Raw genomic sequence first — 13,923 nt, 5'->3', positions numbered from 1 at the left:
GAAGGCTTGCCGGGGAAAGCGGCGCACACGCGCCGCATGGCTGCGCCGCTATAACTGCTCGTCGACTGGCAGCAACAAGAATAGACCCGTCAGCGCATTGCGGTAAAAGCCCGCGCCGGGATCGAGGTTGTAGCGGCGGGTCTGGCCGTTTTCTTCGTCGGTCCAGACGAGCTTCGATTGCGGCGTCGCCGAGTTGCGCAGTGCAGCGAGTTCGGCCGGTGTCGCGAGCGTCACGCGATAGCTGAGAGCGGGCGCGGTCGCCTGATCGAAGAGTTTCGCGACGTCGTTCGCGAGCGGCGGGCTATGGATCACGAGCGCGAGTTCGGTGTTCAGATGCGCGGAGCGCGGATCGAGATTCATCGAGCCGATCACGAGCGTGTGGCGGTCGATCACGTACGTCTTCGCATGCAGGCTTGCTTTCGAGCGCGAGCCGAACAGGCCCGCCGTCGGCGGTTCATCGCCTTGGGTCGGCTTGAATTCGTACAACTGCACGCCGCGTTCGAGCAGCGGCACGCGGTACGGGCTGTAACCCGCCTGCACGGCGACGGCGTCCGTCGCGGCGAGCGAGTTGGTCAGCACCTTGACGCTCACGCCGCGCTGCACGAGCGCGCCGAGTGCATCGACGCCCGCCTGGTGCGGCACGAAATACGGCGACGTGACAAGGAATTCGCGCTGCGCGTCGCGCATCAGCTCGATGAGCCGCTGCATCGGCGGGCTCTTGTACTGATCGGCGGGCAGTTTCATCTTCTCGGGCGAGTCGACCTTGAATTCGGCGGGCGCCCACACGAGCCCCAGTTCATTTTTCGCGATCTGCGTGGCGAGCGGCGTCGCGTTCAGCGGCTTCGCGTTGTACGGCTCGGCGTTCTTGCGCCAGTGCGCGCGCAGCTCGTCGCGCATGGTGTCGAGATCGTGCGGATCGAACTTCTGCTTGTTCAGTACGCGCAGCGGATACGCGTTGCTGTCGTTCCAGTAGTCGTCGAAGCTCGCGGAGATGTCGGCCGTGATCGGGCCGGCCGCGAGCACGTCGATATCGCGGAACTGCAGTGTCGGGCTCGCGCTGAAGTATTCGTCGCCGAGGTTCCGGCCGCCGACGATCGCGATCTGGTTGTCGGCGATCATCGCCTTGTTGTGCATGCGCCGCGTGAAGGCGCCGACCTGCGTGAAGAAGTTGCGGCTGCGCTGGTAGAAGCTCGTCGACGCGCTGCCGAACGGGTTGAAAACGCGAATCTCGATCTTGTCGTGCGAGTTCAGCGCGGCCATCACGCGGTCGATGTCCTTGAAGTTCAGATCGTCGACCAGCATGCGCACACGCACGCCGTGGTCGGCCGCATAGAGCGCGGCGCCGAGCAGCAGCTTGCCTGTCGTGTCTTCCTCGGCGATGTAGTACTGCATGTCGAGCGTCTTCGTCGCCGAGCGCGCGAGCGCGATGCGCATTTGCAGCGCCTCCGTGCCGTCAGCCAGCACGCGAAAACCGGATTGGCCCGGGTGCGCATGCTCGGGCGGTGCGAGCGCGGCGGCGAGCGGCGTGGCGTCGGTGGCGGGCAGCGCGTGCGTGACGGGGCGGTCGAACGCGGTGGCGGGCGGGCGCGTCGCGCAGGCCGCCAGCAGGATCGCCGACATGAAAAGCGTGACAACACGTGTCACGCAAGTCCCACATGTGATGCGTATGAACATTGGGCCTCGCTCGATCTGCGGGATTCGCGCGATGCGGGTGCTGCGTTGTTCCCTGCGTCGTGTCTTCCGATACGGCAAAGCGGTCGCGCCGTTCGAATCATGAGCCGGCACGCGTCGGCCTCCCGTCAATCGACGGGGACATTCTACGGGCAAACGCAAAAACGGGTCGGATAGCCGTGCCGCATGTCACGCAACGCGCGTGCCTGAGCGTGTGCCGGAAGTAGCGTCGGCTTTCGAAAGGTGAGGGTACGGCCGCCGCGCGCCGTGCAAGGCGCGCGGTCCATGATGCGGATGAGGCTGCGGACGAAGCGGCGTGCCTGGTGTCAGGCGCGTTCCCGGGCGAGCGCGTCAGCTTTCTGTTGTGCCGTCGAGCCTTTCGCCGGGCGGCCTGCCCAGTAGCCTGCCAGCATCGAGCCCGACAGGTTGTGCCAGACCGAGAACAGCGCGCCGGGCAGGGCGGCGATCGGCGTGAAGTAGAGCTTGCCGAGCGTTGCAGCGAGGCCGGAGTTCTGCATGCCGACTTCGATCGCGAGGGTGCGGCACACGGCTTCGTCGAAGCCGAGCAGTCGTCCGCCCCAATAGCCGCCGAGCAGGCCGATGCCGTTGTGCAGCACCACGCCCAGCGCGACCACGAGGCCCACCGATGCGATGCTCTTCTGGGTGCCGCCGACCACGGCCGCGATGATCAGCAGGATCGACACCATCGACACCAGCGGCAACACGGGCTCGATCTTGCGCACGAGCTTGCCGAACAGATGATTGACGACGAGGCCGATGATGATCGGCAGCGCGACGATCTGCAGGATGCTCATTAGCATGCCGTGGATGTCGACGGCGATCGACGCATCCACGTACAGGCGCGTGAGCAGCGGGGTGGCGAACACGCCGACGAGGGTCGACAGCGCGCTGATCGTGACGGACAGCGCGACGTCGCCGCGCGCCAGATAGATCATTACGTTCGACGCCGTGCCGCTCGCGACGCTGCCGACCAGCACCATGCCCGCCGTCAGGTCGGGTGGCATGCGCAGCACTTTGGCGATGACCCAGGCGGCGAGCGGCATCACGAGGTAATGCAGCACGATGCCCGCGACGACGGGCGCGGGGCGCGTGAAGACGCGGCGGAAGTCGTCGATGGAGAGCGTGACGCCCATCGACAGCATGATGATGGTGAGCAGTGTCGTCACGTGGGGAGCGATGCCCGTCACCGACGATGGCGAAAAGTAGGCGGCCAGCGAGGCCAGCACGGCCCACAGCGGGAAAAGACGGGTGATGCGGGGAAGCATGGAAAGGGTGATCCTCTGGTGGTTTGTTGTTTCGCGACGCGGATTTTTTGTTTCGCGGTGCGCTGATGTTTTGGTGCGGCCTCGGGCGCGGGATCGGTGCACCGTGCGAGAGCCTTCCCCAAGTGCCCTGTGGGGAGCTTTGCTTTTGTGCGGCTGGGTCGCCGACGGGATGTGGGATTTTACCTGTCGACTGGAAGCATGCTTATGGTTGGTTTGTGGTTCTGGCTGTTTGCTGCGTTGGCATCCGCGGTTTGCCTGCGCGGTTTGCCTGCGCGGGCGAAGGGGTTGTTGCTGCGCTGGCATCCGCGTTATGTCTCTGGTTTGCTAGCGTTGCCCCTGTGCGGGCGGCACTTACTTTCTTTGCCGCCGCAAAGAAAGTAAGCAAAGAAAGCGGGCTAACCCCGCCAGTTCTGGTTGTTGCCTGCGGGCCCCCCACGGGTCCCGCACGCCAGACGGCAACGCGCTGACTCACGCCCGTTGCCAGCGTGCTAACTCACGCCTCACCCGCTGCACACTCCCGCGTCACGGAACGCGTTACCAGAAAGTCCACGGCCGCCCAGGTGGCAAACGGTGTGTAGGCCGTCGCGACGTAAGTGCACCACTCCGGACAGAAAAGCGGGATCGGTGTCGTAGGAGCGCCAGCGTAAGAGGTGCGACAACCTACACACCGTTTGCCACCTGGGCGGCGCAGACGGATCGCTGCCGCTGGCTGCGCTACGGGTGATTGGAGAGGGTGATGCGCCGGTTAAAGGCGCTGGCAACGCACTTGGGATAGCGCGTTGCCGTCTGGCGTGCGGGACCCGTGGGGGCCCGCAGGCAACAACCAGAACTGGCGGGGTTAGCCCGCTTTCTTTGCTTACTTTCTTTGCGGCGGCAAAGAAAGTAAGTGCCGCCCCGCACAGGGGCGACGCTTGCAGCACCGATACGAAATCGCGGATGCCACGACAGAAACCAAACCCAAACCAGCTACCGCCCAGCAACCGCCACTGCATTTTCACCGCGCATGCGCCTCAAACTCATGCGATGAAACCGCAGCGTCATCAGCAACGCCACGCTGGCGAGCCCGGCAGCCAGCCCCCACCACAACCCCCGGGCGCCAAGCCCGAAGTGAAAAGCCAGCGTGTATCCGGTAGGAAACCCAATCCCCCAATACCCAAACGCCGCAGCGATCATGGGAACCCGCGTGTCCTTGAGCCCGCGCAGGCACCCTGACCCGACCGTCTGCATCCCATCGACGATCTGAAAAATCGCCGCCACGCCCAGCAACGAACTGGCGAGCGCAACAGTCGGCGCATTCGCGGGATCGTCCAGATGCAGATACAGCCCGACGATGAAATGTGGCGCCGTGATCAGCAGCAACCCCGACAGGCTCATAAACGCGACACCCAGGCCAAGCGCGACAAACCCCGCATGCCGTGCGGCAAGCGGCTGCCCGGCACCCGACCAGAAGCCGACGCGCACGTTCGCCGCCTGGCCGATTGCGAGCGGCACCATGAATGCCACCGACGCCACGTTCAGCGCGATCTGATGCGCGGCCAGCTGCGACTCGCCGAGCAGGCCGACCATCAGGCCCGTCGCGAGAAACAGCGTCGATTCGACGCCATACGTGATCGCGACCGGCCAGCCGATGCCGAACAGCTCGCCCATCAGCGGCACGTTCGGGCGCGTGGCCGTCACGAAATGCCGAAAACGCGGACGCAGATGCAGCAGCCCCATCAGCGTGAGCGCCGTGAGCCACACGGTAAAGGTCGTCGCACCGGCCGAGCCGAGGAAGCCGAGGCGCGGCAAGCCGTACGCGCCGTGAATCAGCCCGTAGTTCAGGAACGCGTTGACGAACACGCCGCCAATCGATACCCACAGCAGCCGCCGCGCCGCGCCGATCGCAGGCAGAAACGAGCGCATCAGGCCAATGCCGATCAGGCTGCCGGGCGCGCCCCAGCGCAGCACCGCGCAGTATTCGCCCACATTGTGCGCAAGCAGCGCCGGTTCGCCGAACGCCGTCATGATGGGCGCCGCGAACGACAGCAGCACGAACGCGGGCACGGCGAGCAGCAGCGACAGCAAAAAGCCCGTCCAGTAAATGTGCGGCACCCGATCCTCGTCCTGCGCGCCGCGCGCATGCGACACGCTCACGCTGACGGACGTCAGCACGCCTTGCAGCAGCGTCACGACGACGAAGAACAGGTTCGCGCCGAGACCGCCCGCCGCCAGCGCGTCGGGGCCGAGCGAGCCGAGCAGGACCGTGTCGGTGACGCTCATCGCCATCTGCGAGAGCTGCGCGATGGCGAGCGGGGCGGCGAGACGCGCCGTGTCGGCGGCGTGACGCGAAAGCGTGGGCGGCCCGCTCATCGCGCGGGACATTCCGGTTGGATTCATGTTCGAAGCGCGAAGGCGCGAAAGGGCGACACGCGCGGTCAAGGTCAACGGCCGCGCTGTTTGTTTTTCTGTCCAGACGGACAGCTTATTGCGGGAACGCGGCGCTGTCGATCAACAGGCACATTTTTGGTGCGGGTTTTGGCGGCGGCAGTGGGGCGGTCATGCAGGCCGCATGTCTCGCGTCGCTGCGTCGGCGTCCGAACGGGCAGAAGACGGTCAGCCCTCGTGAACGGCGATCCGCGTGTCGCCGAGCAGCACAACCTGGCCCGCGCGGATTTTGCAGGTCTTGCGCGTTTCGACCTGACCGTCGACCGTGACGGCGCCCGACGCGACGATCACCTTCGCCGATCCGCCGCTGTCCGCGAGGCCGGTGATCTTCAGCAGATTGTGGAGTTCGACGTAGTCGCCGGTAAGGGTGAAATCGAGGTTGGGCATGGCAGTTGCAATCGACGGTGGTCGGCGAAATCGTGGGAAAAACGACTCGCATGATAAGCCATCGCGTGGCGCGCGACCTCGCGTACCCAATGCGCATGGTGTCGGATCGGGCACTTGCAAGCAGATGTTATTCAGTTGTCAGGAAATGATACGGTGAGTAACAGTCGGCTTTTGTGGAGAACTCCACTCGCAAAGGCCCGGTCTGTGGAATAGCCTGCTGCATTTTTGCGGCAGGCGGATAGCGTGGGCATGGCGCCGGATCATTGGGCGTCAACCGACAACCCGCCCGCGCGCCGACATCGACAAACTTCAGAGAGGATTGCCATGAACCAGCTCCGTACGCTCCTGATCGGTACCGCCCTGACGACTGCGATTGCATCGACTGCCGCCTTCGCCCAGACGGCGACCCAACCTTCGGCGGATCCGTCCGCCCAGCCGCAGGCACCTGCCGCGGCCCAGATGACCCAGGCGCCTGCCGCCGCACCCGCTGCGCAAGGCGTCCAGATGCCGGCTCCTGCGCCGCAGAACCTGACGGCGCCGGGCTCGACCGATCCGCTCGTCCAGAAGCGCAACGCCGACGCTCAGGCCAACGCCGAATATCGCGCGCAGAAGCAGACGTCGAAGGAACAGATGAAGGCGCAGCAGAAGGCTGCGAAGGACGCCTACAAGGACCAGGTCCGCAATGCGAAGCTCAACAAAAAGGCCGACAAGGCAGCGGCGTCTAACGAACTGAAGGCCGAGATGCAGGGCCAGCCGACCGGCGCGGCGGCATCGGGCGAGGCGCACAACTGACGCTCGTGTTTTTCGATGCAGTGTTCGAGCAGTAACCGTTTCGATGTTTGACGCAGGGAGGACAACGTGAAAAACAACGTGAAAAAGACCAGTAAGGCAATGAGCGCGCTGTGCGCGGCGCTGATGGCAGGCAGCATGTCGACGCTCGCCGTCGCACAGACGCACGACCCGGCATCCGAGCCTATGACTCACGCCGACAGCAAGGCGGCCAAGGAGCAGGCGAAGGCCAACAAGAAGGCTGACGTCGCGCAGGCGAAGGCCGACAGGAAGAAGACCGAAGCGCAGGCCGACGCCGATAAGGCGAACGCCGACGCCAAGGTGAAGGACGCGAAATCGCAATAGGCATGCTCTACGTCGCTCGCTGAACGGTTTGCTCCGTTCCGGCGGAAAGGAAAAGCCCGGTCACGCGCCGGGCTTTTCTTTTTCTTCGCACGAGCCGCAGCGTTTGCTTCGGCGACCCGGGGAAAATGGGGCGCTTGTCGTCGCGGGTTGTATGGATATACAGTATGCGTCGCCTCCACTCTCCGACCCGCCGATCGTGCTTTCCGTCGCCGATTCCCCGTCTCCATCGTCGTCTGCCGTGCCGGATGGGGCCACCTCGGCATCCGCGTCGGCGGCCGCTGCCGACTGGCTCGCGAAGCTCAACGCCGCCCAGCGCGAAGCCGTCGAATATGGCGCGGACGATGTCGCGCATCCGTCCGGCGCGCTGCTCGTCATCGCGGGCGCGGGTTCCGGCAAGACGAACACGCTGGCGCACCGGGTCGCGAATCTCGTCGTCACGGGCGCCGATCCGCGCCGCATTCTGCTGCTGACGTTCTCGCGCCGCGCGGCGCTCGAAATGACCCGGCGCGTCACGCGCATCGCGGGCGCGGCGCTCGGCGCGCGCGCCGCGCTTGCGCAGGGGCTTGCGTGGTCCGGCACGTTCCATAGCGTGGGCGCGCGCCTGTTGCGCGAGTACGCAGATCTGATCGGCCTGTCGCCGACCTTCACGATCAACGACCGCGAAGATTCCGCCGATCTGATGAATCTCGTGCGCCACGAACTCGGCTTCTCGGCGAAGGAAAAGCGCTTTCCGTCGAAATCGGCGTGTTTCGCGATCTACTCGCGCGTCGTCAATACGGGCGCTTCGCTTGCGGACGTGCTGAACAGCGCGTTTCCGTGGTGCCGCGAATGGGAAGCCGATCTGCGCATGCTGTTCGCGGCCTACGTCGACGCAAAGCAGAAGCAGAGTGTGCTCGACTACGACGACCTGCTGCTCTACTGGTCGCACATGGCCGCAGAGCCGGCGATTGCCGCCGATCTGTCTGGCCGCTTCGATCACGTGCTCGTCGACGAGTATCAGGACACCAACCGGCTGCAGGCGTCGATCCTTCTTGCGCTGAAGCCCGATGGGCGCGGCCTGACGGTGGTCGGCGACGACGCGCAATCCATCTATTCGTTTCGCGGCGCGACCGTGCGCAACATTCTCGACTTCCCGGCCCATTTCGACCCGCCCGCGAAGCAGGTCACGCTCGAACGCAACTATCGCTCGACGCAGCCGATCCTCGAAGCGTCCAACGCGGTGATCGATCTCTCGACCGAGCGATACACGAAGAACCTGTGGACCGACAAGGCGTCGGCGCAGCGCCCCCATCTCGTCACCGTCGCTGACGAAGTGGACCAGGCGCGCTACATCGTCGAACAGGTGCTGGCCGCGCGCGAAGCAGGCATGAAGCTGAAGGCGCAGGCGGTGCTGTTTCGCGCCGCGCACCACAGCGCCGCGCTCGAAATCGAGCTGACGCGGCGGAACATTCCGTTCGTGAAGTTCGGCGGCCTGAAGTTTCTCGATTCCGTTCACGTCAAGGACGTGCTCGCCGTGCTGCGCTGGGCCGAGAATCCGCGCGACCGCGTCGCGGGTTTTCGCGTCGTGCAACTGCTGCCGGGTGTCGGGCCGGCGACGGCCGCGCGTGTGCTCGACGATATCGTCGCGCGCGCCGATGCGCCCGGTTCGGGCGACGGGCTACAGGCCGCGCACGGTGTGTCCGGCTGCGCGGCCAGCGCGCTTGCCGCGTTCGCGCCGCCCGCGCGCACGCTCGAAGACTGGCATCCGTTCGTGGCGATGATGGCGTCCGTGTGCGGCCGGCAGACACCGTGGCCCGCCGAGTTCGAGTCGGTGCGCCGCTGGTACGAGCCGCATCTGGAGCGCAATCACGAGGACGCGTCGATTCGTCAGGCCGATCTCGTGCAGATGGAGAGCATCGCGGGCACGTACGCGTCGCGCGAGCGCTTCCTGACGGAACTGACGCTCGATCCGCCCGACGCCACCAGCGACGAATCCGGCGTCCCGCTGATCGACGAGGACTATCTGATCCTGTCCACCATCCATTCGGCGAAAGGGCAGGAGTGGCGCAACGTGTTCGTGCTCAACGGCGTCGACGGCTGCATTCCGTCCGATCTCGGCACGGGCAGCGAAGAGGAAATCGACGAGGAGCGGCGTCTGCTGTACGTGGCGATGACCCGCGCGAAGGAAGACCTTCACATCGTGATGCCGCAGCGTTTCTACGTGCACAACCAGACGCATCTCGGCGACCGTCACGTCTGGGCGTCCCGCACGCGCTTCATTCCGCCGCATCTGCTGCCGCTGTTCGATTCCCATGCCTGGCCGCCCGTGCCCGTCGTGTCGGCGCCGACTCAGGCAGGGCTCGCCGCCGCCGCGCAGGCCAAAATAGAAATCGCGGCGAAGCTCAGAAAGATGTGGGACTGAGCATGCCGCGATCTTGTGGCGTCCATTGCGAACGCCGTTTGTCTTGGGATAGAGCCTAGCGCGACTGCCGCTGCTGTTGCTGCTGCGGACGCGGCGGCGGCATGAAGAAGTTGCGCAGCCACGCGGCGAGCCGTGTGAACACGTCATACGGCTCTTCGACGAAAATCTCCGGCTTCAGGAGCCGCAGATACTCCATGATCTGTTGCGCTTCCTGCTTCTGGAACGAGCCGTGCGAAATGCCCAGACGCAAAAGCCCGCGCAGTTCGCCGAGCTTTTCGCGCGCCGCGCTGCCCACGCTTGTTTCGCACGCGACCTTCGCCTCGTACACCCGCTGACGCAGCGACTCGGCCAGACGCCAGGCGGGCGTCTGCATCGTTTCCTCGAGCGCCTGGATGTCCTGTGCCGCCGACTTGATCTGCGCGGCGAGCGGATCCACCAGCGAAGGCGCGCCTTCCGCTTCCTTGACGATCGCGGCAGCCCATTCGCGGCTTTGCTTCGCCAGCTCTTCGGGCGTCCATTCCGAGCGCGACGCGAACCCGAAGCCGAACTCGCTTGCCTGCTTCATCAGAATCGCGACGACGTCCGGAAACTCCTTGTCCAGCGTGCGCTTCGCCCATGCGTACTGGCCGCCCTGCAGCATCCGCTGCACGGCGTTCTCGGTCAGCGGCACCATGTTGTCGAGCAGTTTTGCCCGCAGGAAATCCTCGAACGAAGGCGTCGCGAACTGCGGATCCAGCTTTAGCGAGACCCGCACGAACGCCTCGAAATCCTTTCGCAAGGATGCGAGCGTTTCGTCCTTGATGTTGAGGGTAATCTGACCCATGTCTTATCCCGTTTCGTCGACCGCGCGACATCCGTCGAGGCGCTGGCCTCGTGCCGTGCGCCCCCGTGCGCAGACGGCACCCGTATCCGGCGCGGTTCTGTCCGGCTTGCCGGCATACCGTCGACGGACGCTGCCTGGTTCACGGACCACGAGTGTTTATCGGCGGATTGAAAGGGAACTTGAGGGCGGCGCGCCGTGCCGGGCGGACGGCGCGCGCGGAAGTCAGCGCAGGGTTACTTCAGCACGACGCCTTGCCACACGAAGAAGACCGCGAGGCCCACCGCGATGGTGAGCAGCGGCCGGCGCGTGAGCGCGCTGACAGCGATGGCGGCGAGCGCGCCCATCAGTTGCGGATTGCGCCACGTGATTTCCGCGTCCGTGCCGTGCGGCGACACGGCCATCGGCACGATGATCGCCGTCAGGACGGTCACGGGCACGAAGCCGAGCGCGGTGCGCACGAGCGGCGGAAACACGATGCGATCGCCGATCACGAACACGGCGGTGCGGATCAGCCACGTGATGACGGCCATGCCGAGAATCAGAAGGACGTAATTCATCGCGATGCCTCCGCCGTGCGGGTGCGCTGGATCGCAGGCAGCGACAGCAACACGCCCACCGCGACGCCCACGAAGACGGCGCCCAGCAAACCCAGTTTGTACGGCCAGTCCTGCCAGAAGAATGCGAGTGCGCCGGCGGCGACGGCCGCGGCCAGATAGCGCACGGCGACGAGCTGCGGCACTACGATCGCGATGAATGTCACGACCATCGCGAAGTCGAGTCCGAGCGATTGCAGTCCCGGAAAGGCCGCGCCGAACAGCAGGCCGACGAGTGTCCAGGTCTGCCAGTTGAGGTACATGGCGAGACCCGAGCCGAGGAAGTAGTACGGCCCGACCGCGCCGGGCGGCTGCAGCCGGTAGTGCGCCCAGGCGACGGCGAACACTTCGTCCGTCAGCAGGCCGCCGAGCGCCCAGCGCCAGCGCGGCGGCAGATGCGACACATACGGCGCGAGCGTCGCGCTGTAGAGGACGTGGCGGGCGTTGACGACGAGCGTCGTTGCCCAGATGACGGCGTAGCTCGCGTGGCCCGCGATCAGGCCGAGCGCGATGAACTGGGCGGAGCCGGCGAACACGACCAGCGACATCAGCTGGCCGTGCCACAGATGCAGCGGTCCGGACGCGACGAGCGTGCCGTAGATCACGCCGAACGGCAACGAGCCGATGATCATCGGGATCGTGTCGCGCGCGCCCGCCGTGAATTCCTTCAGGCGGTGAGTGGGTTGTGCAGGGTGAGTCAATCTTTCCTCCTCGATGGGGCGAAGCATAGCCGGGCGAGGGGAGTGGCGGCTTGTACGTTCTTGCGCCAGGGGTGTGTAGCCTGGGTCTGTTCGTCTCGCGCGATAGCGAGCGCTCAGGACGACTGCCAGCGCCCCGGCGGCACGCCGAACATGCGGCGGAAATGCCGTGTGAAGTGACTTTGATCGGTGAAGCCGTTTTCCGCCGCGACGTCCGCCACCGACGCGCCCGCGCGCAGCGGCCCAAGCGAGCGCTGCAGCCGGAGCTGGTTGCGCCACGCATGCGGCGGCAGGCCCGTCACCTTGGCGAAAAGACGCGCGGCATGAAACTGCGAGAGACCGACCGACTCAGCGAGATCCGCCAGCTTGAGCGGCGCGGCAAGGTCGCCCGCCAGTTGCTCCTTCATCGTGACGACGCGTGCGTCGTTGCCGGCGGACTGCGGCGTGGCGGGGCGCGTGCGGCCGTAGCGCACGAGCAATGTCGAAAGTGCGTCGAGCATCGCCGCTTCCGCGACGAGCGGATCTCCGTCCGCCTCGAGCAGCTGGTGCGCACGCGACAGCCGCATGGCGAGATCGGGGTCGCGGATCACGTCGGCTTCGAACCACGGCAGCGGCTGCGTGCAGCCCGCGATGTCTTCCGCGAGCGCATGAATGAACTCGACGGGCGCGTACATCACGCGATAACGCCAGCCTTCGTCCATCGCGCGCGAGCCGGTGTGCACTTCGCCGGGATTGATGATGGGTACGCTGCCCGCTTCCGCGACGTGCCGCGCGCCCTGATATCGATACGTTTCCGCGCCTGCCTCGATCACGGGAATCGTGTACGCGTCGTGCCAGTGCGGCGTGAACTCGTGATCGTGATATTCGGCCGTGAGCAGATCCGCGCCGGGCAGAAGCGGCGTGCGCCAATAGCGGGCGTTATCGCGGAAACGGGTCGAAGTCATGGTCGAAGTCCGGGGGACCTGTCAGTCTACCGCGCAATCATCGGACGGGGATCGTCGTGCCGGCGGGCATCGGCACGGCGGTGACGCTGTTTTTCGCGCTGCCCGTCGCGACGCGGTCGCTGTAGGTCAGATAGACCAGCGTGTTGCGTTTCGTGTCGACGACGCGCACCACGTGCAGCGTCTTGAAGATCAGCGACATCCGTTCCGTGAACACATCGGCCTGCTGGCGCAGGGGTTCGGGGATCTTGACGGCTCCGACCTGGCGGCACGCAATCGACGCCTCGGTCGGATCTTCGGCGATCCCGAGCGTTCCCTTGATGCCGCCCGTACGCGCCCGCGACACGTAGCAGGTGACGCCTTGCACGGCAGGGTCGTCGTATGCTTCGACGACCACCCGGTCCGAGCCGGTAATATGAAAGTTCGTGTTGACGCTGGCGACCTCTTCGGCCTGCACGAGCGGCACGCAGATGAACGCGGCGGCGAAGAGGGCGGCGGCGCGCTCGACGCGCACGCGGGGCAGGGCGATTTTCATCAGGTGACCGGAAGATTGGGCGAGTGGATGAGCAGCATAGTGGCTGCCGATTAGAACGCCATCGTAACCTGGTTGTCCGGCCTTGCCGTCGACGCCAGGGGCGCGACGATATGGCGGCTGACCGTGCTGATGAACACCGATCGCTGCAGGATCGCAAAAAAGAAAAAGGCCCGCACATGTGCGGGCCTTCGAATTTTGGCTCCCCGACCTGGGCTCGAACCAGGGACCTACGGATTAACAGTCCGGCGCTCTACCGACTGAGCTATCGGGGAACAGCAGTACAACGTGTTGCTACATAAAAAAGCCCGTTGTGATTAACGGGCCTTTGCAATTCTTGGCTCCCCGACCTGGGCTCGAACCAGGGACCTACGGATTAACAGTCCGGCGCTCTACCGACTGAGCTATCGGGGAACAACAACAGCAGAGAAGCGAAATTGTAGGAGGTGTAGAAGAACCTGTCAATACCTCCGGCTCATCTCAATTAATCCGACTGATTTGAACCGGGCGACAGGTTTGCTTCGATCAACGCTCGAGCAGCGCGAGCTTTTCCTTCACGTCCTTGAATTCGTCGGCTTCGGGCAGCGGCGACTTGGTCTTCGTGATGCTCGGCCATGCTTTTGCCAATTCGGCATTGAGTTCCGTGAAGTGCTGCTGGTCGCCAGGCACGTCTTCTTCAGCGTAAATGGCGTTCACCGGGCACTCCGCCACGCACACGGCGCAGTCGATGCATTCGTCCGGGTCGATCGCGAGGAAGTTGGGACCTTCGCGAAAGCAGTCCACCGGGCACACATCGACGCAGTCGGTATAGCGGCACTTGATGCAGCTTTCGGTCACAACGTGAGTCATTCAGGCAACTCCTGCAAACGATATCTTTTGGGTAGTGGGGAGATGGCAAGACGCCAAAAGCGGTATTGTAACGTAACGTCAAGTAGTGCATACGCGATCGTCCCAACCCGTTTATATCGTTTGGTGATTAGTTTATGGCGCGCGTCATGGCGGGCCGTTCGCGCCATGCGCGCGCACCGGCCGA

General features: G+C 65.0%; 13 protein-coding genes and 2 tRNA genes. 3 read left to right on the top strand and 12 right to left on the bottom strand.

What is annotated here, in order from left to right; translation table 11 throughout:
* Positions 1-48: 48 nt before the first annotated feature.
* The 4 genes from FRZ40_RS06810 to FRZ40_RS06795 form a co-directional block, all read right to left on the bottom strand.
* Positions 49-1,674, bottom strand: coding sequence for a phospholipase D family protein (locus FRZ40_RS06810; RefSeq protein WP_193566975.1), 1,626 nt, complete (start codon positions 1,672-1,674; stop codon positions 49-51).
* Positions 1,675-1,997: 323 nt separating this feature from the next.
* Positions 1,998-2,957, bottom strand: a complete 960-nt coding sequence (panS, locus tag FRZ40_RS06805; RefSeq protein WP_147233701.1) for a ketopantoate/pantoate/pantothenate transporter PanS — start codon at positions 2,955-2,957, stop codon at positions 1,998-2,000.
* Positions 2,958-3,923: 966 nt separating this feature from the next.
* Positions 3,924-5,333: an MATE family efflux transporter gene (locus FRZ40_RS06800; RefSeq protein WP_147233700.1), complete on the bottom strand. Its 1,410-nt coding sequence runs from the start codon at positions 5,331-5,333 to the stop codon at positions 3,924-3,926.
* A gap of 216 nt (positions 5,334-5,549) precedes the next feature.
* Positions 5,550-5,768, bottom strand: a complete 219-nt coding sequence (locus FRZ40_RS06795) for an RNA-binding S4 domain-containing protein (RefSeq protein ID WP_012400207.1) — start codon at positions 5,766-5,768, stop codon at positions 5,550-5,552.
* A gap of 324 nt (positions 5,769-6,092) precedes the next feature.
* On the opposite strand from FRZ40_RS06795, the gene FRZ40_RS06790 reads away from it, so the two are divergent.
* The 3 genes from FRZ40_RS06790 (at position 6,093) to FRZ40_RS06780 (ending at position 9,303) form a co-directional block, all read left to right on the top strand.
* Positions 6,093-6,560: a hypothetical protein gene (locus tag FRZ40_RS06790; RefSeq protein WP_028367652.1), complete on the top strand. Its 468-nt coding sequence runs from the start codon at positions 6,093-6,095 to the stop codon at positions 6,558-6,560.
* A gap of 99 nt (positions 6,561-6,659) precedes the next feature.
* Positions 6,660-6,902 carry a hypothetical protein gene (locus FRZ40_RS06785; RefSeq protein WP_193567001.1) on the top strand — a complete coding sequence of 81 codons (243 nt, stop codon included), beginning with the start codon at positions 6,660-6,662 and terminating at the stop codon, positions 6,900-6,902.
* Positions 6,903-7,053: 151 nt separating this feature from the next.
* Positions 7,054-9,303, top strand: coding sequence for an ATP-dependent helicase (locus tag FRZ40_RS06780; RefSeq protein WP_147233699.1), 2,250 nt, complete (start codon positions 7,054-7,056; stop codon positions 9,301-9,303).
* Positions 9,304-9,358: 55 nt separating this feature from the next.
* On the opposite strand, the gene FRZ40_RS06775 is transcribed toward FRZ40_RS06780, so the two are convergent.
* The 8 genes from FRZ40_RS06775 to fdxA form a co-directional block, all read right to left on the bottom strand.
* Positions 9,359-10,126 carry a DUF4088 family protein gene (locus FRZ40_RS06775; protein ID WP_028367655.1) on the bottom strand — a complete coding sequence of 256 codons (768 nt, stop codon included), beginning with the start codon at positions 10,124-10,126 and terminating at the stop codon, positions 9,359-9,361.
* Between the two features lie 233 nt (positions 10,127-10,359).
* Entirely contained in the window at positions 10,360-10,683 is a 324-nt protein-coding gene (locus tag FRZ40_RS06770) for an AzlD domain-containing protein (protein ID WP_028367656.1), read from the bottom strand.
* Positions 10,680-11,447 (bottom strand): AzlC family ABC transporter permease, encoded by a 768-nt coding sequence (locus FRZ40_RS06765; protein ID WP_147233698.1) that lies wholly within the window; start codon positions 11,445-11,447, stop codon positions 10,680-10,682. Before FRZ40_RS06765 ends, FRZ40_RS06770 begins: the two co-directional genes overlap by 4 nt.
* A gap of 86 nt (positions 11,448-11,533) precedes the next feature.
* Positions 11,534-12,361, bottom strand: a complete 828-nt coding sequence (locus FRZ40_RS06760; RefSeq protein WP_147233697.1) for an AraC family transcriptional regulator — start codon at positions 12,359-12,361, stop codon at positions 11,534-11,536.
* A gap of 37 nt (positions 12,362-12,398) precedes the next feature.
* The gene (locus FRZ40_RS06755; protein ID WP_035542364.1) at positions 12,399-12,893 is read right to left on the bottom strand and encodes a CreA family protein; all 495 of its coding nucleotides are present in this window, start codon (positions 12,891-12,893) and stop codon (positions 12,399-12,401) included.
* A 196-nt stretch (positions 12,894-13,089) separates the two neighbouring features.
* Positions 13,090-13,165: transfer RNA gene (locus FRZ40_RS06750), tRNA-Asn, on the bottom strand.
* Between the two features lie 63 nt (positions 13,166-13,228).
* Positions 13,229-13,304, bottom strand: a tRNA-Asn gene (locus FRZ40_RS06745).
* A 111-nt stretch (positions 13,305-13,415) separates the two neighbouring features.
* A complete protein-coding gene (gene fdxA / locus FRZ40_RS06740; protein WP_028367660.1) occupies positions 13,416-13,739 on the bottom strand; it encodes a ferredoxin FdxA in 324 nt (107 codons plus the stop codon).
* Between the last annotated feature and the right edge of the window lie 184 nt (positions 13,740-13,923).

This window comes from Paraburkholderia azotifigens, assembly GCF_007995085.1.
GTDB classification, from domain to species: Bacteria; Pseudomonadota; Gammaproteobacteria; order Burkholderiales; family Burkholderiaceae; genus Paraburkholderia; species Paraburkholderia azotifigens.
The sequence above is the reverse complement of the archived record's forward strand: the minus strand, read 5'-3'. Positions and strand labels throughout refer to the sequence as shown.

What these genes read in the sequence shown, in the direction of transcription:
- FRZ40_RS06810 (WP_193566975.1), bottom strand. Translation starts at nt 1,674, where the DNA reads ATGTTCATACGCATCACATGTGGGACTTGCGTGACACGTGTTGTCACG.
- panS (WP_147233701.1), bottom strand. Translation starts at nt 2,957, where the DNA reads ATGCTTCCCCGCATCACCCGTCTTTTCCCGCTGTGGGCCGTGCTGGCC.
- FRZ40_RS06800 (WP_147233700.1), bottom strand. Translation starts at nt 5,333, where the DNA reads ATGAATCCAACCGGAATGTCCCGCGCGATGAGCGGGCCGCCCACGCTT.
- FRZ40_RS06795 (WP_012400207.1), bottom strand. Translation starts at nt 5,768, where the DNA reads ATGCCCAACCTCGATTTCACCCTTACCGGCGACTACGTCGAACTCCAC.
- FRZ40_RS06790 (WP_028367652.1), top strand. Translation starts at nt 6,093, where the DNA reads ATGAACCAGCTCCGTACGCTCCTGATCGGTACCGCCCTGACGACTGCG.
- FRZ40_RS06785 (WP_193567001.1), top strand. Translation starts at nt 6,660, where the DNA reads ATGAGCGCGCTGTGCGCGGCGCTGATGGCAGGCAGCATGTCGACGCTC.
- FRZ40_RS06780 (WP_147233699.1), top strand. Translation starts at nt 7,054, where the DNA reads ATGGATATACAGTATGCGTCGCCTCCACTCTCCGACCCGCCGATCGTG.
- FRZ40_RS06775 (WP_028367655.1), bottom strand. Translation starts at nt 10,126, where the DNA reads ATGGGTCAGATTACCCTCAACATCAAGGACGAAACGCTCGCATCCTTG.
- FRZ40_RS06770 (WP_028367656.1), bottom strand. Translation starts at nt 10,683, where the DNA reads ATGAATTACGTCCTTCTGATTCTCGGCATGGCCGTCATCACGTGGCTG.
- FRZ40_RS06765 (WP_147233698.1), bottom strand. Translation starts at nt 11,447, where the DNA reads ATGCTTCGCCCCATCGAGGAGGAAAGATTGACTCACCCTGCACAACCC.
- FRZ40_RS06760 (WP_147233697.1), bottom strand. Translation starts at nt 12,361, where the DNA reads ATGACTTCGACCCGTTTCCGCGATAACGCCCGCTATTGGCGCACGCCG.
- FRZ40_RS06755 (WP_035542364.1), bottom strand. Translation starts at nt 12,893, where the DNA reads ATGAAAATCGCCCTGCCCCGCGTGCGCGTCGAGCGCGCCGCCGCCCTC.
- fdxA (WP_028367660.1), bottom strand. Translation starts at nt 13,739, where the DNA reads ATGACTCACGTTGTGACCGAAAGCTGCATCAAGTGCCGCTATACCGAC.